Source organism: Pedobacter sp. HMWF019 (assembly GCF_003061025.1).
Classification (GTDB): Bacteria; Bacteroidota; Bacteroidia; order Sphingobacteriales; family Sphingobacteriaceae; genus Pedobacter.
In genome coordinates this window covers 1-25283 of sequence record NZ_QAIL01000217.1, presented here as the reverse complement: position 1 = coordinate 25283, position 25283 = coordinate 1, and the positions used below count along the sequence as shown (strand labels likewise).

The 25283-nt window shown below is 42.9% G+C and carries 18 protein-coding genes; 5 read left to right on the top strand and 13 right to left on the bottom strand.

The window, feature by feature from the left end; translation table 11 throughout:
* The 12 genes from DBR11_RS30155 to DBR11_RS13010 all read right to left on the bottom strand — a co-directional run.
* The coding region (locus tag DBR11_RS30155; RefSeq protein WP_233260747.1) for a beta-sandwich domain-containing protein at positions 1-890 on the bottom strand (890 nt) is incomplete at its 3' end.
* A gap of 36 nt (positions 891-926) precedes the next feature.
* Positions 927-1736 (bottom strand): hypothetical protein, encoded by an 810-nt coding sequence (locus DBR11_RS13060; RefSeq protein WP_108553111.1) that lies wholly within the window; start codon positions 1734-1736, stop codon positions 927-929.
* A 148-nt stretch (positions 1737-1884) separates the two neighbouring features.
* On the bottom strand, positions 1885-4083 hold the full coding sequence (locus tag DBR11_RS13055; protein ID WP_108553110.1) for an IPT/TIG domain-containing protein: 2199 nt from the start codon (positions 4081-4083) through the stop codon (positions 1885-1887).
* Positions 4084-4092: 9 nt separating this feature from the next.
* Positions 4093-7347, bottom strand: a complete 3255-nt coding sequence (locus tag DBR11_RS13050) for a TonB-dependent receptor (protein WP_108553109.1) — start codon at positions 7345-7347, stop codon at positions 4093-4095.
* A 21-nt stretch (positions 7348-7368) separates the two neighbouring features.
* Entirely contained in the window at positions 7369-8373 is a 1005-nt protein-coding gene (locus tag DBR11_RS13045; protein ID WP_108553108.1) for a fasciclin domain-containing protein, read from the bottom strand.
* 32 nt (positions 8374-8405) lie between these two features.
* Positions 8406-9683: a fasciclin domain-containing protein gene (locus DBR11_RS13040; RefSeq protein WP_108553107.1), complete on the bottom strand. Its 1278-nt coding sequence runs from the start codon at positions 9681-9683 to the stop codon at positions 8406-8408.
* 33 nt (positions 9684-9716) lie between these two features.
* Positions 9717-10796 carry a fasciclin domain-containing protein gene (locus tag DBR11_RS13035; protein WP_108553106.1) on the bottom strand — a complete coding sequence of 360 codons (1080 nt, stop codon included), beginning with the start codon at positions 10794-10796 and terminating at the stop codon, positions 9717-9719.
* Between the two features lie 20 nt (positions 10797-10816).
* Entirely contained in the window at positions 10817-11974 is a 1158-nt protein-coding gene (locus DBR11_RS13030) for a hypothetical protein (RefSeq protein WP_233260743.1), read from the bottom strand.
* 52 nt (positions 11975-12026) lie between these two features.
* The gene (locus DBR11_RS13025) at positions 12027-13715 is read right to left on the bottom strand and encodes a DUF4397 domain-containing protein (protein WP_108553104.1); all 1689 of its coding nucleotides are present in this window, start codon (positions 13713-13715) and stop codon (positions 12027-12029) included.
* 2 nt (positions 13716-13717) lie between these two features.
* Entirely contained in the window at positions 13718-17155 is a 3438-nt protein-coding gene (locus tag DBR11_RS13020; protein WP_233260742.1) for a TonB-dependent receptor, read from the bottom strand.
* A gap of 222 nt (positions 17156-17377) precedes the next feature.
* Positions 17378-18397 carry a FecR family protein gene (locus DBR11_RS13015; RefSeq protein WP_108553102.1) on the bottom strand — a complete coding sequence of 340 codons (1020 nt, stop codon included), beginning with the start codon at positions 18395-18397 and terminating at the stop codon, positions 17378-17380.
* A gap of 106 nt (positions 18398-18503) precedes the next feature.
* A complete protein-coding gene (locus tag DBR11_RS13010; protein ID WP_108553101.1) occupies positions 18504-19100 on the bottom strand; it encodes an RNA polymerase sigma-70 factor in 597 nt (198 codons plus the stop codon).
* A gap of 167 nt (positions 19101-19267) precedes the next feature.
* Between DBR11_RS13010 and DBR11_RS13005 the strand changes: the two genes are divergently transcribed.
* Positions 19268-20326: a class I fructose-bisphosphate aldolase gene (locus tag DBR11_RS13005; protein ID WP_108553100.1), complete on the top strand. Its 1059-nt coding sequence runs from the start codon at positions 19268-19270 to the stop codon at positions 20324-20326.
* A gap of 10 nt (positions 20327-20336) precedes the next feature.
* Here the strand turns inward: DBR11_RS13005 and DBR11_RS13000 are convergent, their stop codons facing one another.
* On the bottom strand, positions 20337-20798 hold the full coding sequence (locus DBR11_RS13000) for a MarR family winged helix-turn-helix transcriptional regulator (protein WP_108553099.1): 462 nt from the start codon (positions 20796-20798) through the stop codon (positions 20337-20339).
* A 126-nt stretch (positions 20799-20924) separates the two neighbouring features.
* Here DBR11_RS13000 and DBR11_RS12995 point away from each other — a divergent pair, with 126 nt between their 5' ends.
* From DBR11_RS12995 to DBR11_RS12980, 4 genes are read left to right on the top strand one after another with little or no spacing between them, the layout of a single operon-like run.
* Positions 20925-21974 carry an HlyD family secretion protein gene (locus DBR11_RS12995; protein ID WP_108553098.1) on the top strand — a complete coding sequence of 350 codons (1050 nt, stop codon included), beginning with the start codon at positions 20925-20927 and terminating at the stop codon, positions 21972-21974.
* Entirely contained in the window at positions 21958-23526 is a 1569-nt protein-coding gene (locus DBR11_RS12990; protein ID WP_108553097.1) for a DHA2 family efflux MFS transporter permease subunit, read from the top strand. Before DBR11_RS12995 ends, DBR11_RS12990 begins: the two co-directional genes overlap by 17 nt.
* Positions 23527-23545: 19 nt before the next feature.
* Complete coding sequence (locus tag DBR11_RS12985) at positions 23546-24847, top strand: TolC family protein (RefSeq protein WP_108553096.1); 1302 nt, start codon at positions 23546-23548, stop codon at positions 24845-24847.
* A gap of 11 nt (positions 24848-24858) precedes the next feature.
* Positions 24859-25077, top strand: coding sequence for a hypothetical protein (locus tag DBR11_RS12980; RefSeq protein WP_108553095.1), 219 nt, complete (start codon positions 24859-24861; stop codon positions 25075-25077).
* Positions 25078-25283: the final 206 nt, after the last annotated feature.

The following is a 25283-nucleotide window of genomic DNA, read 5'->3' as shown; positions in this document are numbered from 1 at the left end:
CCGCCATTATCACCACTGGAAGCTACACCATTGACTGTATTGTTAAATTTGGCATTCACCCCAATCGTTTGATTGCCATTGATGCGGGTACCAAATAGCCCGGCGTCATAGCGCTTGTTGTTTCCTGCACCACCATTAACGCTCAACATATTTCCAACAGATTTATCTACCCGGGTGGTGATGTTCAGGATCTTTTCCGGATCCCCATCTTTAATCCCGGTCCTTGCAGCCTGGTCTCCATAATCGTCTACGATCTGGATCTTATCCACAATTTCAGCAGGCAGGTTTTTAATTGCATTGGCGATATCGCCGCCCAGATATTCTTTTCCATTTAGTTTGGCCTTGGTTACATTCTGTCCCTGGTGAACCAGTGTACCATCATTCCCAACCTCCATTCCTTCCATTTTTTTGAGCAGTTCATCTACAGTTGAGTTAGGCCGGACAATATAATCGCTGGCCTTGTACTCAACCGTATCAGTTTTATAGGTGATGGAGGGCGTCCCATTGATCACCACCTCGTTCAGGTTGTTTTTCTGCTCCTGAAGGACAATTGGATCCATGACAATTCTTGCAACAGCGTCATTTTGTTTATAACGCATGGCTTTAGTAGGGATATAACCTATGCTTTGCACCATCAATGTATAAGTTGCAGACTTTACATTTTTGAAAACAAAAATCCCATCGGTATTGGTACTTACTTTTAAAGTGTCTTTAGGAGAAGTGAGGGTTACAGTAGCCCCAATGACTCCAAGGTCTGTAGAGTCTTTGACAATTCCACTGATTTCCCTGAGGGCAAGTGGGGGCGGAAGTTCCTGCTTCCCGGGTCGCTGCGCCCGGACGTACATGGAACTAAAAAAAAGGCACAGCAATAGCGCATAAGAATAGTTCATAAAAAGGTATGTTTGGTTTATTTGTGTGTCTGTGTATTACTTTGTAGCCAAAGTATATTTGCCCCAGAAGTCTGTTGGGCTGGTCAGTTCGGGATCGCCACCGCCATTGAAATCTTTCAATTGCAATCCGCTCAGCAGAATCTGATAAGCCAAAACTCCGGTATAACCCTTTGTAATGCCCAGGGCTTCAAATGGAATGGCTGCTTCATAAAAAAAGGCATTTTCTCCATCAATGGAAGCAAATGCCTTAATACCAAATTCATTATAGATAGACACCACCGAATCGGTTGTGTTTTTAAAACCTTTAAGTTTGATCTCCTTCGCCTGGAGTAATTGGCTCCTCTGACCGGCAGCCATAATGGAATCTCTTTCCTTAGCAGACTCCCTGATCGCCTTCCCCTGACCTTTTCCTTGTCCACCACCTCGTTGACCACGTCCACCTCCGCCAAAGCCACCACCTCCGCCTCTTCCACCTCGAAAGCCTGCAGAAGCTGTGATCACAGGAAAGGTGAGCTGGATGCTTTCTTTTTCATTCTTTTTACCATCAGAATTTACACCAAAGGTAATACCCCCCGCAAGGATCTTCCTGTTGTTCAGCACATCAGTGGATTTTACAACGAGGTATAAATTTTTATCATCATTGCATATGGTATACTGGAGGTTTGTACTCTTATTGTAAGCCTGGAACCCGGTGCCCCATTCTTTATTTTTTCCGTCAATTCTGATATCTGCAGGCGCAATTAAACTCTTTTCCTGGGCAGAAGGTAGTTTTTGAGAAAATACAGGTAAATAAGAAAGGCCAAGCAGTAAGGTAACGGTACTAAAAGAGTAGAATTTTAAAGTCATAGCAGGTTTTGGTTAAGCGTATCGTATCGGTTTCAATAGCTATGACTGATAAAAATAGTTTTGGTTTAATTGTTTTCTAAAAAATAGAAATAAAAAAACGGGCTGGTTTCCAACCAGCCCGTTAGAGATCGTTAGAAAATTTTAAAGACTATTTAAAGAAGACTTTTCTGATTGCATTATTAGTCGCGTCAATAAAATAAACATTGCCTTGTTTATCTATGGTCATGTCGCTGATATTACCACATTTCGCATCGCTAAACGCTCCATCGATATTACTGCCCGGCGAAAACTGCGCAACTATGGTGACTTCTTTAGTCGCAATATTGACTTTTCTGATCGCATTATCGCTCCTGCCACCTATATAGATATTACCCTGACCGTCATATACCAAAGCACTAACAGCACCTAAGCCAGTTACCCAATTGGAACTGGTTTGTAAGGTCGTGAGATTGAAAACATCAATAACTCCTCCATTACTATTTACATGATAAAGCAGGTTTCCGTTCACTACAGGCCGGTTATCCTCTGAATAACCTCCGGTGTTTAATCCAGTTTTAACAGCATTCTGGTCAATTTTCCAGTATCCGGAATAACTTCCTCTTTGTACATACAGCATTCCATCAGTAACAGTAGATTTGTAACTGTTGCCCAAACCAGTAGCAAAAGTGCTCACCAGACCTTGCGGGGTAACTTTACGGATACCTTTGCTATCACTTACCATTAAATTATCATTAGCATCTATAGATATACCCATATTATAACCAAAACTAAACGATGCCGCACTGCCCTGCCCATCGCTGTCTCCCCGTGTGCCTGATGGGCTACCGGCAAACAAAGTTACTTTTCCATCTGGAGTAATCTTCTTGATCCGATGGTAGTCTGGTTCCATTACGAACAAATTTCCCTTACTATCCGAGACCAGACCACCTATATTAAAATTGTCTAGTTTCAGATCAGGACTACCAATTCCGCCCGCCACAGTAATGATACCCGAACGGTTAAAATCTTTCGGTGCAAGTGCCATTATTCCAGCTACGGTAACCTTTAGTGGGCCTGAGGTAAATCCTTCCGGTACAATCACAACTAAACTTGTAGCTGTAGCACTTTCCACTTTAGCTGCCGTACCATTAAACGTAACCTGGTTCTGACTTGCAGTAGTATTAAATCCTGTACCAGTGATGGTCACTCGGGTACCGGCTAAACCGTTTTCCGGACTTAATTTTGAAATACCAAGCGTTTGATCTTTAAAATCAGGGCCCTGTGCCAACTGATCATTTACGCTTAATAAAATTTTACCGCTGCCTGTATTCCCTGGAATATTTAAGGTAATTTTTGTAGCCGTTACAGACGTTATTGGTACATTAACACCATTAATATTCACTTTATTTTCATCAGCAATCGTACTAAAAGTAGTTCCTGTAATCGTCATTAATACTCCTGCCGGACCACTCAATGGCGTTACATTCGTGATCACAGGCGCGGCAACTACCGTGAACGCCGGTCCTACTACTTTTTGTTGATTTACAGTAACTGACAAAGGTCCCGTTGTTACCCCATCTGGAGCAACAACAACCAAATGGTCTTCTGCTACTTCTTGTACCAGCGCAGCTTTACCATTAAAATCCACATAGTTACCCGCTGCAAGTGTCTCAAAACCTGAACCGTTTACACGGACCCTGGTTCCTTTGCCCCCTGTTAAAGGTTTGATCGCTGTAATGGATTGAAATTTAAAAGACTGGCCGGAGGCCTCTTTACCATTCACCACTACTTTTACCGGGCCGGAACCAACGGCTGCAGGAACTTGAATAATTAATAAAGTGTCTTTGGCACTGACCACATTGGCTTCTTTATCATTAATAAAAACTTTTGCCGGCCCGGATAAACTGCTAAATCCAGTCCCGGAAATCCGCATCAGCGTACCTGCTCCTCCGTTTGCCGGATCAATTTTCTGTACGCTAAGTTCCTGATAGGTATATTTACCGATGGATAAGGCCTCACCATTAACCTTAATTACAACATCGCCACTTTGTCCGTTTACCGGAGCCTGTACCGTTATAGCATCAGGTGTTACACTGATCACCCTTGCATCTTTACCCGAAAAGGTGGCCGACACGACCTCTATTTTATCTCCAAACCCTTTACCCAACACAGTAACCAGTGTACCCTGAGCACCACTATTGGGATAGTATTCTTTAACAGAAACCGGTTCTTTTACTGGCTGGTTCTCGTTCTTTTTACAAGCTGCAAACAACAATAGAATGATCGACAGACCATATAAGCATTTGTAGAGCACAGACGGATTCATATTATACTGTTTCTTCATTTCATTTTGAATATGTAAGTTCATCTTCTTCTATTAAAAAGTATATCTGACTCCCAGTTGTACCTGGGTCCTGGAACCGTAGTAATCTATACTGTAAGGTTTTCCTGGTGAAGTAAATTCATACACTGGATACCCTCCCGTGTTCTGTTGCGGCGGAAACAAGGTTGGTGTTAAGCCTAAACTGGAGGTCGAGTTGAACGTATTGGGCGAGAAGTACTGGATCCCCCAGCTTTTACTGATCAGGTTGGTCAGGTTCATCACATCGGCCGTCAGGGTGATGAACTGTTTACCTGCCGGACTCACAAAAAGATCATGGGAAATGTGCAGATCTGCTTGCATATTCCATGGGGTACGCCCCTTGTTCCGTTCAGTGAAATCACCTCTTCGGCTGCTTAAATATTTATCCTCATCTATCAGCTTGTTAAAAGCTGCGGCCTGCTGAGCTGCTGTAATGGTCTGCCCACCGCTGGTTCTATCCTTAAAGAAACGGACCGCTTCCTCCCGTTGAGGGATATACGCCAGTGAAACCTGCTGTGGTAAACCCTGTACACTGTTGTTCACAATGCCATAGGTAAACGGACTGCCCGATTGTGCGCTGAAAAACAGCGAGACATTGGTTTTATTCGTTTTGCTCCAGACCTTATTATAGCTGATGGTACTCACGATCCGGTTTCGGATGTCGAAATTACTGTTGGCTAATGTCGGGTTATTGGGCACCAGCGATTGGTTCAGCTGCCAGTTGGATTCCATCGAGTTCCTTACCCCGTTGGACAGGTCTTTGGATGCACCATAGGTGTAAGAAACTGAGGCCTGCAGCACATCATTAATGCTTTTGCTAATGCTTCCGGTCAGACTGTAACGATAACCTTTACTGGTGTTGCTCAGCAAATAGGTATTGGAAAAACGCGGGTCTACCGTTCCGCTATAGATCGGTTGCTGACGTTTCGTATCATAGTCATAATAGGTCGGATTGTCCTGTACGTTTAACTGCTGGAACAACACATCTTTGATGTTTTTGGTGTAAATGCCTTCCAGCGTGAATTTCCACTGGCTGGGAATGGTATAATCGAGGCCTAAGCTCGTTCGCAAGACCTGCGGCATCACAAAACCATTGTCGATCAGATCGGCTTGAGTCTTACCACTGTTGCGGTTATTGATTACAGTACCATTGGCCGCAATGAAATCACCGATTCCATTCGCTCCACCTTTCAAAGGGTTACTGCCCGGAACAAAGGGTTTCTGGTCTGCTTTCTGGTCAAAGCCACCGAAACTGTCACCGGTATTGTAAAAGGCATAGGCAATCCAGGCCATTGGGATCCGGCCGGTGAACAGACCCGCGCCTCCACGAAGGATCAGGCTTTGGTCGCCCAGCCAGTCGTAACGGAAGCCGATCCGTGGAGACAACTGTACTTTGTTCAGATAGTTGTTTCCGATTCTGCTTAAAGGGGTATAGTTGTAGGTCGTTCCGAAATAAGGATCGGCCATTGCTGTTTGTACTTTATCGCTTAAGTCGGGTTTGGTGGGCAGATCAGTCATATCCGCTCTTATGCCCGGGATCACTTTCAATTTGTCCGATACCCGGATCTCATCCTGGAAATAGGCGCTGTACATATTCACATTAAAAATCGCACCTGGATTGGCCAGGATATCTTCCCGGTTGTTGTTGGTATAGTTATACGCCCCACGTACCCGGTAAGGGTTGTTACTTAAATAATCTTCGATGCTCAGGTAATCGACCCTGCCGTTCCACGCGTTTACAAATCCGTAATTGATCTTGTACAGCTCATTATGGGTACCTATGGTCAGGGTATGTTTGCCCAGGTTCCAGCTCAGATTCGCGGTCAGTTCCAATGTCCGCTGCTTCATGTTAAAAATGCTCGCTTCACGGTCTGTGCCCAGGTAAATGGTGGTGCCGGGGGTACGCCCGGCAATCTGCACCTGGGGAAGACTCGGATCGCCCAAAGGGTCCCTGGAATCGTTCACACGGGTATAACCCACCAATAAATTGCCGGAAAGACCATGTTCAAAGCGGCTTTTCAGCTCCGCTACCGTAGAGCTCTGGTTGTTCTTTTGTAAAAAGCCCATGCTGCTGAAACGAAAATCCTGCTGGTCGCGGTCCATATGGGTTGCTTCGGAGATAATGGTATTGTTCCGCACAGCCAGCTGATGGTGGTCATTAATATTCCAGTCCAAACGGTTAAAGAATTTATGCGATTTGGAATAGGTATTGAAATCTCCGGCTGTACCGGCAGCCATCAGGTTAGAGCCACTGATTGCATTGGCATCGGCAAGGCTCAGGATCTGAGCGGTTTCGGCTTGGCCGGCTTTCAGCTGCGCTGGATCCTGTCTTTTGGTGATTTCTTCATTACTAAAAAAGAACAACTTATTTTTGATCAGTGGAAAGCCGATGCGAAAGCCGGTCTGGTAATCGTAGAAATCGCTGTTCATCCTCCCTAGTGTACCCACGCGGTCCTTACCTGTAAGGGCTGCATTACGGCCAAAGCCGTACACCGAGCCACTGAGCGTATTGGTACCGCTGCGGGTTACCGCATTCACCGATCCCCCGGTAAAATTGCCGATCTTCACATCATATGGAGCAAGATATACCTGCATGTCTTCTATCGCATCCAGAGAGATCGGATTGGTACGGGTGGAACTTCCGGCCATACCAGAGGTACCAGACTGGCCGCCCAAAGATGGACTGAATCCTATCGCATCGTTATTGATCGCACCATCTATGGTCACGTTATTATAGCGGAAATTCGTACCGCCAAAACTGTTGTCTTTGGTGGCCTGGGGCACTAATCTGGTGATGTCGGTGATGCTCCGGGAAACCGTGGCCATATTCTTCACCTGGTCGGCACTGATGTTCTTGCCCGAACCAAAAGTACTGGCCTGCGCCCCTCTTTTGGTCGCTTTGATCACCACTTCCCCCAGTTGCTGTGCCTGGTCTTTCAACGCAAAGTTCAATAAGATCGAAGCCCCTAAACGGATGGTGATTCCTTCTTTTTTATCGCTGGTCATGCTGATCATGGCCGCCTCTACACTGTAGGGCCCGCCAATGCGCAAATTGGGCAGGTAATAACGTCCTTTACCATCGGCCGAAGTGGCATATTTAGTGCCTGAAGGTCGGTGAATGGCGATTACGGTGGCGCCCGGCAAGGCTTGCCCCGTCGCATCAAATACGGTACCATTTAACGTACCGCTGGTTTCCTGCGCAATACCCGCAAAAGGAAGCAGAAGAAAGAGCAGCAAGATGGTTATCTTGAATGTTTGATATAATGTCATCTGTAAAATCTTAATTATGGTTTACTGTGTGATCCTCAGCACACTTTGAATGGTGTGCACAACACCGTTTCCTGCAAGTACGTCCCGTTGTGTTTTTGAAATTTCTACACCCGTTGTATTTCCTGTTCCCTGTAATGTTATCCCGGAATAAGTGCCCGGAGCACTTGGGTTCGCTACTAATTTTATGGTAATGGAGTTGCCATCCACCATCGTTTGCTGGCTTTGAATCTCCTTACCCGAACTCAGGATATAATCATATACAAAACGACGATCGGCAAGGATATGATATCGCAACATGCGGCCTAAGTCTGCCGGATCTTTTGCTTCAATATCCTGCAGGGAGGTCAATCCATAAGCTTTCATTGCTGCGTTATTTGGTGCGAAGATGGTATAAGTTTCATTTTTACCGAGCATTTCGGTTAAACCAGCACGCTGTAACGCCTGATAAAACAAGCTGAGATCTCTGTCATTTGCAATTACTTCCACTACATGTTCAAAGGTATAAGGTTGCAATACCCTGTTGACCACCTGGACCAAACCATTAGATGCTTTTACATTTTTCGTCAGCATCACAGCCCCATTGATGGTCAGTATCGTATCCGGACCTTTTACCCAGCGGGTGACGAAAAGTTTACCGCCATTATAAGAGCGGATTTCCTGGTTAAACAAAAAAGGCAGGGTACTAAAGTCAAAGCGCCCGTTTAAAACATGGTACCTCATGATAGGTGAAATAACTGCCGGTTCAGCAACAATCATATCTGCAGTGGTATTATACCCCGCAGCTTTAAATGCATCGTCACTAGGGGCAATCACAGTAAAGGGACCTTCTTCCAGTAATTTAGTCGTTAACCCTGTTTTAACTAATCCTGCATTAAATATAGACAGGTTAAAGTTATCGGCAATTACCCTGGAGATGCTGCCGGAATCTGGGGTTACTATATTTTCTGCTTTCTTACAAGCACCCAATCCTGCAACCAGGAACAGCAAGGGTAAGAACAGCGGCTTGAGTCTCAAATTAGTATTCATTTGTTTTGGTCTTATTAGCGAAAAATTTCCAGTTAAAACTTAAAATCAGCAGTTGGAATGAGATGATCTACCGCATGGATAGGCCCCATAAGGGTATTGATATCGCCATCTATTACGACTGCTAGCGGATGTGTTGATCCTTTAGCTTTAATGGTCACAGCTCCATTTGCGTTTTTGCCAAATTCCATTGGCATAATCAATGGAGGTATATTATTACCATTACCTCCGTTATCACGCAGGACATAGTTTGCCAACACCTCATTGTTCAGGTCGTTACTATAGAAAGCTGTTGAATTTGCCCGGCCTGCATTTCCGTATTCACCCACTGGATAGATCAGGTCTGACCAGCGGTGGTAGGTTAACATATAGTCGGATGCAAACATACCCACGACTACTCCAAGGTCCCAATCTAAATATGGCAGGCCACGCTGCTCGTTCATTGCCATTACGGCATCTGCATCCGCAAAACCTGCAGCCCGAAAGGCAGCATCTGTTGGTGCCAATACAGAACCAAAAGTGATATTCGGGTAAAATGACCCCTGATCCTCAATCACCAGACCACTAGTCCATGGGCGCTCTATATAACCTTCAGAAATCTCTAAATAAAGGTCTGAACACTTTTGCAATACCTCCAGGTAAATTCCAAACCGACCATCTTGTTGCAGCACTTCCAGCATCGTTTTTGTAGGTTTGTGCAACACACGGCTGATCGGCCAAAAGATGCCATTTCTGGCCGGTACCGGCGAAATCTTTCCGGCATCTTTTCCATTGATGTATAAATTTCCGCCTTGAACTTTAAGATATTGTCTGTAAAAATAAGGCTCAGACCCGTAAGGATTGCTGGGCGAGATGGGTTTAACACGCAGGTCAGGATTCGATAAGATGGACATTTCCATTGTATTGTCCAATCTTTGCCCGAGGTCTTTAATGTCTAGGCTGCTCGCAATGGTATGGTACATCAATAGTTCGTCCAGCACCTCTGGTGCGGTCTTGTTGATCACTTCCAAGGTCATTCCATCTGCAAGGAAAGCCGCATCGGTAGGTACTAAAAGGGTAAACTTGGTCCTTTCGCCATAAGCTTTAAGTTTAGCGTCCATGGTACTGCGCCCCCATGCTGCCTTAAATAAAGTATGGGTACTGGCATTCAGTACTTCTTTCAAACTCGCAGTAGCTTCATCAGTGGGAACGATTGCCCCTTCCGGCACAGGCACAAACTCCGCCTTTTTGCAGGATGCCGCCAATAGCACCAGCATACAAAAAGCAAGCAAGCTAAATCTCCTGGAATTATGATGTAATTTCTTAATGTTCATTGTTTGTAATCGTTAATACGGTTTTCTGTTGGATTATTGTTTCCTTGTTTCACCAGGCAGTGCAATGACTCCGTCGCTGGAATGCACTATTCCGTTATCCGTTAGATAATCTGTACTGGCCATGGAGTCATTACCGCCGGATTCATTAGTATAGTCAAAGCCTGTCCTTGCTTTTTTTAGACGCAGGGAGTAACGAAGCGTCATATCGTTCCCCTGGTTTACATTCAATTGTATGCACCATACGTCATTGTCCAATTCTTTGAGATAAGAATTCTGGCCACTAAAAGCAGAAAACACCTGTACATCTGAGATGAAAAAATGCTTATCATTAAGAATGTAAGCTCCAAAAAGACGGTTTCCATCATAGTCTGCAGGAACTAAAGCTTCAACAGCTGCAGCAGTAAGTCCGGCGCTTTCAAAAGCTGCGTTGGTGGGTGCAAAAACAGTGTACGGTCCGGTTGTTGCCAATTGGTCCCAAAGGCCAAACTTTTTTAGTCCAGCTATAAAAATGCTGTATTGCGCATTTTTTTTCAGCCAGTCCTGAACAGTCCCAGAGTTATACTTCATCACCTTATTGAGCAATTGCAAACTTCCGTTGGTCAGCTGAACATCTTTACGGTCTACATATGCCCCATTATAATAAAGACCATTAATGGGCAGGTTGATATCACCTTTATAATAGCTCGCCAGACTGGTATACACTTGCGTACCGGCCAAGGTATTATACCGTACGTCTACTCCATTTACAGGAATATCCTGCAGCAACACCCGCCGGCTGAGCACATGACGCTGTACCAACGCCTTTAAACTATCTCGGTTCATTTTATCGAGATCCGATGCCCTTAAAATACCAATGGCATTAAATGCGGCATCAGAAGGTGCCAAAAAGGTAAATGGCCCTGCTCCATTGAGCTGATCGGACATTCCCGCTTTTTCAATAGCTGCAGAAAACAGGGTCAGCTGGTAATTGTTTTTTATAAAATCCGCCCCCGACCTGACGTTCTCATTCACCTTAACTACGTCCAGGTCGTCGTTTTTACATCCATTTAAGAACAGTAAAAGCAAGACTGGCAAATAGCAAAATAAAGTTTTTAATGATAGATTTGCTTTCATCGTATAATATCTTCTTGTGGTTATTTGTATATAGGTGGGGCGTATTTTCTTTGAATTGTAGTGAGGTAAACATTACCATTTACAATTTCAATGGTATTTACCGTAGCAAAAGAACGCGGATTGTATTTGCCGGAATGGATGTTCACAATCATATTGGGCAGAAATACAGAATTCTCGTCACTCGTGATTGCAGGCCGTACAGTTCCATTAGAAAAGCAGGATATCGGAGCCCAGTTGTTGTTTGTTCTCTGGTCAATACCTCCATAAGGTTTGCTGGATGGATCCATTCCAGGTGCAAGCACATCCAAACGCTGCCAGATATCGGTATAGATACCATCAGACAATGGGTCTGCAAACAAAGGAAAACTGTAATAAGGACTTACATCTGCCTCCCCGGTGTTGCGTTTCATTTCTCCCAGGTATTTACCCAAATAATTGCTCAATCCGGATTCTGCATTGTTTTTCCTGTACAGGCTATAAAATACATTCACCCTGTCACGGATCCCCTCACCCAATGCGCCCTTATTTCCAAGACCTCCACCCTTCTGCGTATAGTCTGCCTGCCAGTATCCTTTGGAACTCAGGTTATAAAAATTAACATACACCAAAGAATCAGAAAGCGGGAGCTTATAGAAATTTTCGTGTCTCAAAAGGACGCCGTTTTTCTTCGTCTGGTAATCTTTCTGCAATACATTGAGCGTATATACTTCTTTTTCGTCTAAGACGATGGTGGTATCAATCAGGACTTTTGTTTTAAGTTTTGGTTCCAGATTAAAGAAAGGCACACTGTTTTTTGGCCGGAACATAAAAACGATCCGGTGCTTTCCTGATGGGATCTGAGCCCAGCTGCTCAGGTCGAAACCGTTTAGTACAGGTCCTACCAGTACATCCTCTTTACCTGGATATTCCGGGTTGTTCACAGAGGTACTGTTTCCTATATGCGAAGGATAAGGCGGTGCATAAGGCGCACGTTGGTCTAGGAAATCACCCAGGATTGTGGTAGAAACCGGCATTCCGTTTCCGTCCATCACCGGATCGATCAGCATGGCCAGGAAGGGAACTTCCTGATCTTTACTATCCAGCGTTTGTACATAATTCAGACTGTTAAATACCCTAAGGTAGGCCGGATTGTCTACTTTTATATAGTCTACTTTGCTACACCCAGTTATAAACAGCATAACCATTATGTAAAATCCAAGCTGGTGTATTCTTAATCGTGACATAAAAATTTTATTTATTGTGTTTCAGAATAATCATTTTAGCTTTTTGTGTCGCCGGGGTGTTTGTTTTGGTACTACCAACCAACGCGACGGTATATATACCTGGTTCGTGATTCGGCAAGCCAGTTCTGACATACAACTCTGGTCTGGTAATCAGATTTTGCCCGGTAATTACCGAAATGTCTTTTGCCCAGCTGCCTGGAATAATGGCCGGAGTAGAACGGAAAGCCATCAATTGATAAGCCGCACTTTCCTGGCGCATGCTTACATAAGGCGCGTTTATTGGCAAAACTCCGGGCATCAGATTATTTACCGCATTAGGATCTACCGGAAAAAGCCCGTTAAAAGCAGCTCCATCATTTCCAGTTACCGTTAAATACGGGAAATCCGGACAGAAATTCAGGAAGCGGATATTAAAAGGAAAGGCTTGTTTATAGTAGGCAGACGAAGCATCATCGGTTCCCCCCGCAAAGTAGTTACCGCTCAAATCGTTTGCAACAGCCTGGATCACGGGACTGCCATTTACTCCCGGATAAAACCATAGGCTAAAGTTTTTATTCGCTTCCAGTTTCAGCTGGGTCTCGGCAAGTTTAGCCCCTGATGCGCTGATGGCTTCAATTTTATAATCGCCTATGATAAAAGACTGATAATCGGTATGGCCAGTATACGGCATTGCAATGCCAAGCGGCTGCCCGTTCACCCTAATTTTTACACCATCCATTCCTGGCATTGCGTTTACTGCCTGTAAACGGCTGTACGTCAAATTTGCAGGATCAGCTATATCATTAATGATCTGAAAGGTATTTTGTAAAACCTTATAGGATTCGCCTGTTGATGAACCTGGATACGGGATAGCCGTTTGTCTCGCTGAGATCACCAAAGTATAGATCCCACCTGGAAAAAAGGTCTTTATCGGTGCGTAGGTTAGGTTAGGCGACATTACAAGTGTAGAATTTACCGCACTGATCACGTCCGCATTAGCTCCTGAAACCTGGTATCCCTGTGCCGTAAGTACTTTAAACTGTATGGCACCATAAGGCAATTCCACATAGTCTGAATATTGTCCCGGCTGGATGTTATTGGTTTTCGCACTCACCAATGTACCATCTGCCCAGGAAAGGCTCAATGGCACCCGAAGGTCTTCTACCTGATCAGCTGACCTTACTGCAGAAGTAAGATTAAGAATCCTTATTTTAAATTTAGAAGGATCTGAAGGTGCTGAAACCGCTCTGGGTATTTTCATGTAAGCAGGCTGTCCGGGTAATAAGGTTGTCGGCAGATAATAATCTACCGGCTGCTGCTCATCAGTAACCGTAAACACTGTTGGCTGGCCCCTACCCGCGAAACTGACGTCTTCAGTCAACAGCTTTAATGCACCTTTGCCAAACAAATCCTGTTGTATGATCCAGGTGGAGCCCAGTCTTCCATTATCCCTGAAATATTTAGTCGCCGGATAACTATCAGCTATCGGACCTTGCGGGTCTCTCACCACATAATTGGTCAGCGTATCGCCGTTAGCCTGAACCTGGTTGTAACCCGCCAGGTTTACAATCCTGACCATAGAACCCTTACTGGGGTCAGTTACTTTCCGGTTGTCGTAATTCATATCCAGCTTGTCTTTTTTGCAAGCGCTAAATGCCATTGCAACAAGTAAGCTGAGCTGAAAAAAATGTTTGGTATATCTATTTAATGCGCTCATGGTTAATACAAGTTGTAAGTGAATCCCATCATAATTTCTGCTCCGCGCTTATAACTACGGTTTATGTATTCATTGCCATACCATCTGCCACCGGTACCCGGATTTGCGTAAACGGTTTTTACAGATGGATTGAGGATATTTTTTGCATAGCCTTTGAACGTGATCCTTTTAACTATACGCTGACTGAATACAAAATCCAGTACCGGTACAGGGCGTGTATACAAATCAGGTTCACCGGTCAGGTTGATCTGTACCAACCGCTCACCGATCATGTTAAATGTTGCGGTTAAGCTGGTGCCAGAGCGTTTGTTGTTGTAGTTTAACCATCCGTTTACTGAATAGGGTGCCTGCTCAAAAAGCGGACTGTTATCCGGTGCATGACGGTCTAAAGAGCGGTTTGCTTTTAAGCGTTCGGCTGATTTTTTAATCTCGCTCTGCGCCAGTAAAAGATTGGTACCTGCATAGAAATTCTGGAGCGGGTCCCAAAGTCTGCCTAGGTCTTTAACGAGTTCCAGTTCAAGTCCCCATACTTTACCGATGTTCGGATCATTTTCAAATCTGATGGTCGGGTACTCTGGATACGTGGCAGCAAGGCCACTGGTCTGTAAATTAAAGACTTTATACAACTGATTTTTAATGCGCTTACCAAACAGAGATACGGCAACCACTTCTCCGTTATTTGGAAACCATTCCCAGCGAAAATCAAGATTTTGAGTAGATTGGTTGATCAAGTTGGGATTTCCGACAACCAATCCCATCTGGAAAGCATCAAACTCAAATACATTGGTGATTTCCCTTAATTCCGGTCTGGCTAGCGTAGTGTTATACCCAGCTCGGAAATTCATATTTTCCTTATAGTTATACGTTGCGTTTAAGGAATAGTAAGGTTTATAGCCTACTTTATAAACTGAATTTGGACTGGTTAGCGTTAAAGGAACCCTTGTACCATCAGGGCCCGGTATAGTTAACGATGGATCTAAAAAGACACCGGAGGTATCTACTGCCGACTGGATATTTGTAGACTCAAAACGGACACCACCTGTAACCCTTAAATCTTTGGTTACTTTCAAATCGACCATGGCATACGCAGCTTTGGTTTCAAAGAAACCTTTATAGTTATTTGGTGATTTCTGACTGTTGTATAAAAATCCGCCTACAGGACCTGAGCCTTCGCCATTACCTGAACTTATCGGGCGGATTCCGATGATCTCATTGCTCACTAAACGGTCCAGGTTTCCTTCGACAGAATATAGTGGCAAACTATACATAGAAGAGAAGTTAGAGCCCGGCAGAAAAAGGACATTCTCATTAAATACACGTTTCCTGTTTAAATAATTGACCCCGGTTTTAAACTCCTGTTTTGTTCCGAATAGCTTAAAAGGTAAAGTTACATCAGCTTTATAATTGTAATTTTTCTCATCCAGGTTACGCCATCTGCGTCCATTTGGCTCCGCCTGGATAATCCCGTATGCACCAAATCCGTTTACATAACCAGAAGACAGTGCATATAAATGGTCTGTATAAACCGATCCTGGATTCACATTTCTTGGATCTGAAGAAGGTATGCCGATATATGCACCACCTTTAGGTGTATAATCGATCAGATTTACAAAACGGTAATCCGGATCATTTTGGCTAGCCCTTGAGCTTGCAACATTGTAACTTAACCTTGGGGAATACTCGCCTTTTAGGAATTTATGCTCTCCCTGTAAATTGAATGTATTCAGTTTGCGGTAAGATTGTCTCAGGGAATAGACTGTACTGTTCACATCACCAGGCAAATCGGTATACTCATAAGAACCGCGCATATTGGAAGCCTGGGTTTCACCTCCCCAGCTGCCCAAATATTGCATGCTGATCTCATGTTGCGGGTTAAAGCGATAGGTTAAACCAAGCAAGGTTCCATAATTCAAAGTTTCGGTACCTGTGTTCTCTTTATAGGTTTGATATTTACCCATAAAAAGACTGTTTGGTGTAATGTAATTGGGAATAGTTCTTGCACTTCTAATCTGAGGGTTCCCGGTTACCACGCCTTGATAGATGCTGTATTGCTGAACCTCTCCACCCGAAATATCTGTAATTCTACGGTAATAGTTGGCACCGGCAATAACGCCTAATTTATGTTTCTTGAACAGGGTATAACTGTTACCAAAACTAGCAGAATAAAGCTGATTGACCGGTGCCTGCTGGTACCTTGTGGTCAATACCGGATCAAAACCTTGCATAATGCCATTGATGCGGTTTACTTCCTGTTTGACTCCTGCACTATAGTTACTGTTGGCAATCATGCGCTGAATCTCTGCTTGACCTCCTTTGTATTGCTGCTCAAGCTTTAAGAAATCTGGAGATAAGTTCTTTTTATTGATCTTAGTTCCCAGAAAGCCCATATCACTATTGTAAAAGCTGTTGTATTTTCCGCCGATCCCGACATTGGAATTAAAACCCGATTGTGCAACGAAATCAACCACCATACTATCAGGTACTGATTTTGTTTTTAATTCCACAATACCTGCAGCGGCATCAGCCGGTTTATCCGGTGTAACGGTCTTATAAATTGTAATGTTATCTAATAAAGATGCAGGTACAAGATCCAGAGGAATAGAACTCCGATCCGGGTCGGAAGAAGCCAGACGAACACCATTGAGCTGTCCGACCACACTTCTATCGCCCAATCCGCGGATGGCTACATATTTATCATCAGTAATGGTAACACCGGCAACCTTCTGTAAGGCCTGCGTAGTCGTAATACTTCCAGTACGTTCGATTTGTGCTGCAGAAATTGCATCCTGCACGACGGCCGATTTCTTACGCTCATCCAGTACAGCTACCTCCGTATTGGTTTTTCTTCTGGCCTGTACGGTTACTTCTCCCAATTGGAAAGCAGAAGTCTTTAATAAAACACGCAGGTCTTTTGTTCCTGCATCTACTTTAAGTTCTCTGCTTTGATAACCTATATAGGAGAAAACCAATGTCGCGCCACCTTCTGGTACAGAAATACGAAATTTACCATTCATATCGGTAGACACTGCAGTATTTGCACCTTTAACTCTTACTCCAACGCCAATCAGGGTTTCTCCTGTTTTTTCATCAATTACTGTACCTGTAACCATAATAGGTACTGGCTTACTGTCTACAACTACATAACCCTCCACCAGTTTATACTGAAGATTCGTATTGGCCAGTAATTTTTGGATGGCCTCTCTTATGGTGATCTGACTGGCCACCAGGGTTATATTCTTTTTGACCGCTTGAACGGACTGTTCTCTCAGGGAAAATTTGATGTTGCTCTGTTTACCCAGGGCCGACAGGCCTTGTGCAACAGTTACATTTTCCAGCCGCAAGTCTACTTTATGATCGAGATCCTGACTCTTCACATTACTGGCCAGTAGCATACTTATGCAAGTAAGCTGGGCCGCAATGAGAATTAAAGAGCATTTCATAATAAATCGAATTGAAGGACATACATTTAATCCTTTTTGCATATTTTTGAACATTACTGGTTAATTCGCTGCAAAGCGATTGATCTGTTAAAAATTGATTGATAAACCGGAGGACGTCGAAATCACACGGTTTATAACATTAAATTCGTTCCCCGCCTTTTGGCGGGGAATGTTTGTTTAGTAAAGAACCCCTACATATTTATCCTTTCTGTACTTATCTTGTTAATGGATGCGGACATGATTTGTATCTATTTTATATTTAAAGTGGCCGGTAGCACTCAAAACTTTCATAATTTTCGCCAAAGGAACATTGGCCTGTAAAAGCACACTGATCTTTTCCAATGATTTCCCAGGATTCCCATAATCAAACTTTACATTATACCAGCGTTCCAGCGTATTGGTAATTTCTCTAAGACTTGCCCCTCTGAAAACTAAACGGCCATCTTTCCAGCCTTTAACCTCTTCTATATCTACTGATTCCTGCTTAGTTTTTTCAGAATCATAAGAAACCCGCTGTCCGGGGAGCAAGACTGCAAGCGAATGAATTTCAACACCTCTATAATCATCCACCCTTACTTTACCTGTCGCAACAGAAACAGTTAGTGGAAGTCCGTGGAAAGCTTCAATTCTAAAAGACGTGCCCAATACCTTGGTTTGCACCGTTCCTGTATGAATAATAAAAGGTTTATGTGGATTTTTAGTGACCTGAAAGAAGGCCTCCCCCTCTAAACTTATCTCCCGTGTTTTGGAACTAAATCGCTCTGGAAATTTCAGCTTGCTCCCTGCTCCAAGAAAAACTTCTGAACTGTCGGGCAAAACGATCCTGGATTGTTGCCCCAGCGGATTTGCAACCTCATGAATAGCAAGCTGCTCTTTGGCAGGATTTTTTTTTAATTGAAGTAATCCATAGGTTCCCAAGCTCAGTATAGCTGCCGTAAGCACCGCTGCAAACCTCAGATAAGTTTTTTTCTCAAAAAATCCGGTGGAGACTTTAACCTGTACCTGCTCAGTTTCGTCTTTTTGCAAACGGTTATAGAATTGTTGTAATTTGTGATTTAAACGGGGCTGGTCCAGATCCAGCTCCGCTTCAAGCCCTGACCAGCGCTCATTAAGAACCTCGTCAAAAAGACGTTGTGCTTGTGGAAGCTTCATCAATTCTTTTATACTTTCCAGTTCTGCTGGTGTACAATCGTTATGAATGTATTTTCTTATTAATCTTTTATAGGTGTTCTCCGCCTGCATTCTAATTGTTGTTCAATAGGTAAAACACAATTATTAAGGAGGACCACCTATCAGACAGGAAAAAAATAAAATATTTTTAGGGGAGTATAAGCTCAGTGAAGTTAGATTACAGGAAGAATAAGGAGAAGATCATGATTAGTGTATAATCTGCATGTTCTTTTAAGTGCTTGCGGAAGAAACTAAGTGAAGCCACCATATAATTTTCCACGGTATTTACGGAGAGGTCCATACTTTTAGCAATTTCAGAATAGGTCATATCTTCTTCCCTGCTCATTTCATAAACCCTGCGCCGCTGAGGGCTCAATTGACCAAGCTTTTCCCGATAGATCTTTTCCAGTTCTTTACTGTCCAGTTCATAGTCTGCCGCTTTTGAAGTCAAGCCATGATCTTCAGATACAAACTCCAGGGATACTGTAGGAAGAATTTTTTTTCTGTAGTGGTTATAGATTGCATTTTTAATACATCGAAAAAGGTAGGCTTTCAGATCTCGTTCTACTTGAATATCACCTTTCTTCTTCCAGAGACTTAACATCACATCCATTACCAACTCTTCAGCAACACAATTGTCTTTTACATTCTTTAATGCAAAGCCATATAAAGCATCGAAGTATTTCTTGAAAAGCACATTATAGGCAATGGTATTGCCCTCGCCGTACTTCTTCAATAAAATAGAATCTGGTAAATCTTTCAGTGTCTTCGCCATGCTTTAACCTAAGAAACTCTTTAGCAACAAAAGTAACAGGCGAAATCTTTGACTTTATTAAGGCAATGTTAACTTATAAATAAGCTATAGAAATAAGGACAAGATGATAAATAATTGTTTTTAAGAACAAAAAAGCCTCCCAGTTCGTTTCTTAAAAAAACACAGTTATGGCTTTTCAGAAAATTGTTGAATTACTAGGCAGCAATGCCGATACACTTTTAAATCACCACTGCACCACATTTGATAAAAAATTACTTCACCAACCCTCACCTGATTTTATTGACAGGGTTTTTGTTCAAAGTAACCGTAATCCACAAGTGCTTAGAAATCTGGCCTCCATTTATAATCATGGAAGACTGGCAGGAACAGGATACGTTTCGATTCTCCCCGTAGACCAAGGGATTGAACATACTGCTGGAGCTTCCTTTGCAAAGAATCCCATGTACTTTGATCCGGAAAATATTGTAAAATTAGCTATTGAGGGTGGTTCTAATGCGGTAGCCACTACTTTTGGAAATCTTGCAGCAGTAGCCAGAAAATATGCACATAAAATTCCATTCCTGGTGAAATTGAACCACAATGAGTTACTCACTTATCCCACTAAATATGATCAGATTATGTTTGGTTCCGTTCGGGACGCCTGGAACCTGGGCGCGGCGGCCGTAGGTGCAACGATTTATTTTGGCTCGGCAGAGTCCGATCGTCAGATTGTAGAAGTTGCCAGGGCATTTGAAGAAGCACATGATCTAGGTATGGTTACCGTACTCTGGTGTTATTGCCGTAACAACGATTTTAAAAAGGACGGAATTAATTATGAGTCGGCTGCCGATATTACAGCGCAGGCTAATCATATTGGTGTAACCATACAGGCAGATATCATTAAGCAAAAGATGCCAGATGTAAACGGAGGCTTTACTACAATAAATTTCTCCAAAACGGATCCTTTAGTATACAGTCAGTTAACAACAGATCACCCAATCGATCTATGCAGGTACCAAGTAGCAAATTGTTATATGGGCCGTGCCGGACTGATCAATTCAGGAGGGGAATCGAAAGGTGCATCTGATCTGGGGGATTCTGTTAAAAATGCTGTCATCAATAAACGGGCTGGCGGCACAGGTCTTATCTTGGGCCGAAGAGCTTTTCAACGTCCTTTCAATGAAGGAGTTGAATTCCTACATACCATTCAGGATGTTTATCTGGCCAAAGAAATAGATATTGCCTGATGCCTGAAATTTATTGCTCATCTTTCTCGATACGCTCATGAAAAGCTATAATTTTCAGGAGCGTATCGACCATCAGTTCAAAATTTTTAGCTCCAACAAGCTTCCTGTATTCATCATGGAGACTTTCGGAATGCTCTTTTATGACATCAAAGAGCGTCCTGCCTGATTCGGTAAGATAAATCATGATAGACCTGGCATCTGTATCGCTCTTTTCTGTATAAACAAGACCAAGATTCTCCAACTCCTTAACCGTTTTACTTACACCCTGTTTAGTCACCTTAATCGTTCTGACCAGATCGTGGTTGGATACGCCGATCTCACCGATATTCATAAAATAAGGCAAAAAAGTAACATTAAACTCCTGGGCAGCAACTTTTGATAAATTTATAGAAGCCCATCTATCGGTCAGTCGCCTTAGAAGATAGACTATTCTGAACAGGACTCTGTCGTTTTCATTCATACGGTTTTCCATAGTGGTAAAATTAGTCTTTTTTTAACAATTACTTATTGTCATCATAATGTCTTTTTCCTTTTAACTAGTAAACTTGGTTGACAAATATAGTCAACTTAGTTTACATTTGTGACATTAAATAACATCATGGAAAAAGAAGAAAAAAAACAATCTCCCGCTGTAAAAACAGCAAAAATTGCAGGTTTAGGTGTAGCGGCAATTGTCGTTTGCTATTTCGCTTTTAGTAAAGTTAATCATGCTATAAATTTTGAAAGTACAGATAATGCGCAGGTTGAAACCAACTCAGTTCCTGTACTGAGCCGCATTGCGGGTTACATTGATCATTTCTCTCTTTTGGACTACCAGCAGGTTAAAGAAGGTGACACACTTGCAGTAATTGATGATTCAGAATATATCCTTGCGGTACAGCAAGCAGAGGCAGATCTTTTAGCTGCAAGAGCAGACCTCAGCAGTGCTGAGTCCCAAATCCCTACTATTGGCTCCAACAAAGAAGTTGCTTCTGCCGGAGTCAGTGTGGAGGAGGTTGCCTTGCAAAAAGCAAAAAGAGACGTAGCACGGGATGAAGCGCTGTTTAAAGAAGGCTCCATTACACAGCGTCAGTTTGAAAACAGTGAATCAGCCTATCAAACCGCTCAGAAACTACTAATTTCCAGTCGCAGTAAAGTAACCCAGGCAGGCACGCAAACTGGTACAGCACAAGCTCAGATTGAAAAGGCTAAAGCCACTGTTGCGGCCAAAGAAACCGCTCTGGCAAAAGCTAAACTTAATCTCTCTTATACCCGGATCATTGCACCGGCAAGTGGAAAAGTTGGTAAAACGAATTTAAAAAAAGGACAATACGTACAAGGTGGTCAACCCCTCTTTAGCTTAATCAGCAATGACAAATACTGGATTGTAGCCAATTTCAAAGAAACGCAGATAGAGCATATGAAAGTTGGACAACCCGTAGATATTAAAGTAGATGGTTATCCTGATCATAAAATATCTGGTAAAATATCTGGCTTCAGTGATGCCACCGGTGCAAAATTCTCTTTGCTTCCCCCCGACAATTCTACAGGGAACTTTGTGAAGGTTACCCAAAGAGTTCCAGTAACCATTGAGATTGATCGCCCGGAAACTTTTACCGGAATTTTAAAAGCAGGACTTAGCGTAGAAGCAGATGTCAAAATACATTAAAATCATTATTGTCATTACCACCATTACTGCTGCAGTAATGGAACTAATTGATACTTCTATTGTTAACGTTGCCCTGAATAACATCAGCGGAACATTAGGTGCCACACTGGAAGATGCTTCCTGGGTCGTAACAGCCTATGCCATTGCAAATGTGATCATTATTCCCCTAACTGGATTTTTAAGCAGATATTTCGGCAGAAAGAACTATTACCTTGCTTCCATTATCATATTTACCCTATCCTCTTATATGTGCGGCAGTTCATCCTCCTTGTGGATGCTGGTCCTTTGGAGATTCGTACAAGGTATAGGTGGTGGTGCGCTATTATCTGTATCTCAGGGAATCCTTTTCGATCAGTTCAAACCTGAGGAGAAAGGAATTGCCGGAGGTATATTTGGAATGGGTATTGTAATTGGTCCAACTATCGGCCCTATCCTGGGCGGCTATATTGTAGACAATTACCACTGGGCATTAATTTTTGACATCAACATTCCAATAGGTATAGCCGCAGCACTGCTGACCTGGAAATTCATTGACAAAAAACCCGATGAATATAATATCAATAAGAAAGCCATCCCGATCGACTATGTGGGTATACTTTCCTTAACCATTGGTGTGGGTGCACTTCAGTATATACTGGAAAAGGGACAATCTGACGACTGGTTTCAGGCACAGTCGATAAGATATCTAGCCCTTGCCGCAGTAATTGGCCTTGGCTTTTTCATCTGGTGGGAACTACATACCAAAACACCTGCGATTAACTTGAGGGTAATGAAAAACAGAAACCTGATTGGCAGTAATGTACTCACTTTTGTTTGTGGTTTTGGTCTTTTCGGATCCGTATATCTCTTTCCCGTTATGGTACAGCGCGTGATGGGCTATACGCCAACAGAAGCTGGGCTTTCTATGGTACCGGGTGCATTGGTTACCATCTTTGCTATGCCCTTCATAGGGGCAGGACTTGGCAAAGGGATAAAGCCTATATATTTTGTCATCATTGGTTTTACCCTATTTATCCTTCATGGGTATACCTCTTCACTTGCAACACCAGAATCAGGAAGGTGGTGGTTCACCCTGCCTCAAATTTTCAGGGGTGTGGGAACAGGCTGCTTAACTGTACCTCTTTTAAGTCAGGCCGTAGTAGGATTAAAACCCCAGGATATGCCCTATGGGATTTCCTTAAACAATATGTTCAGACAGTTAGGAGGAGCCTTCGGGATTGCGATTATGAATACCTATTCCACCAATCGTTTCGCTACACACCGCTCCGATCTGGTCTCCAATCTACAGAACAACAATCCCTTACTCACAGAGCGTCTAAATGGAATTACCCAGGGTATGGTTGCAAAAGGCGTAAATCCCATAGCAGCAAAACAAGGTGCCTATGGGATTTTAGACCATGCTTTGTCCAACCAGGCACAAATGCAGGCATATCTGGACGGTTTTCTTTTAATAGCCGTCTTCTTTGTGTGTACCATTCCTTTTATGCTTTTACTTAAAAATGAGAGCATGGATGCAGAAACCAGGGCAAAAGTAGCAGCAGCAGCACATTAATTTATCATTACAAAATACTATGAAACGTTTATTCAATATATTCATTATCGTCTTCAGCTGCAGCTCATTATATGCACAGCAGCAAACCGTCGGAGATCTATCTGTTTTTATCAACCAGTCTTTCAATTATTTTCCTCAGTTTAAAGAACTTGGACAAGCTATAGATGTAGAACAACAGCGGATTACCCTTGCTAAAGCCACCGGTCTGCCGTCCTTCCAGGCAACAGGAACCTACAACTACATCAATCCGGTATCTGAGATCTCCATACCTGCCGGTGCACAATCACTTAGCTTTCAGATCATGCCAAAAAACAATTATAAGACTTCTGTAAATGGCAGTTATACTCTTTGGGATTTTGGCGTAGTAAAGGCCGGTGTAGATCGGGCCAAGGCAGGTCTTATGCTCGCTAAAGACAATTTGGATTATAATAAAAACCAAATGGCAGCGCAAGTTTCGAACATCTATTTCCAGATTGCCTATTTAAAGGCAGCTATACAAATCCAGAACAGTGTGATCGATTTTCTGGAGCGAAATAAAAAGGATACCGAGGTTAAATACAAAAATGGAGATGCATTAAAATATGATGTACTCTCTATACAGTCTAGTATCGACCAGGAAAACAATAGAAAAATTGACCTCCTGACTTCACTGGACAAACAATATATCCTGATGGAATATACTACAGGAATGAAGATGGATAAAGCTCCACTTGGCTTTACCTTTCCTGTACAAGGATTAGAAGACGGAGCAGAACAATCACTGGAACACGCATGGAATTACAACCCTGAATTTAAGCTCATTAAAGACAGAATTACCCAGGCCGAAGCGGAACTTGCTGTAAGTAAAACGGGCGGAAAGCCATCCCTGACACTAAATGCCGGAACTGGATATATAAACGGCTATGCACCAGACATTGACCGCTTCAGATACAATTATACCGCAGGTGTAACCCTAAATATCCCAATCTATCAGGGAGGCCGTGCAAAAAAGCAGGAAAGACTATCAGAAAGCCAGTTGAAGCAAACCAGATTCGCACAGGAGACACTGAATAATACTTTTAAGAGTAATATTAAACAGGTATTGACTGATATCAACAGCAATCGCTCCAGCCTGGTAAATGCCGGAGGTCAGGTTGCAGAAGCCAAAGAAGCACAAAAACTTGCTCAAAGCCGGTACAAGAATGGTATAGGTACAAACCTGGAATTAACCAGTGCGAGTACAAATGTCCAAAAAGCAGAACTGACCAAATTACAGTATGAATATCAGCTCTGCCTTGCGCAAGTAGAAATGGCCAGGTTAACTGGAATTAAATATTGGTAAATAAAAACTCCATGATGAACGTTTTCATTTTCGTCTCTAATATCGAGTCTGTCGAAGATCTTTCTCAGTTGAAAAAGATCTTCGACAAACAAAGAGAAATCCAAAACTGGTCTGTGGACCTCACTGATGAAGAAAAAGTCCTAAGAGTAGAAACCGATGGTTTAAAACGTTGTGAAATAATAAGGTTGGTGAGATCATGCGGGTACGACTGCCATAAAATGGACTGGTAACTATTCCAGGTCATATTTTTTTAATTTATCAATTTGGTCTTTAAACATAAATATTAAATTTGCAGGCACACAAGAAACCTATGCAAATTGTTTTTGACACACTTTATTACCTCGACTCTAAAGAGATTTCCATTCTCGAGATTAAAAGACTTGACCAGCCCACAGGCAGCACTGTAGATAAGATTTTTCATTGGTTACTTTTCAAT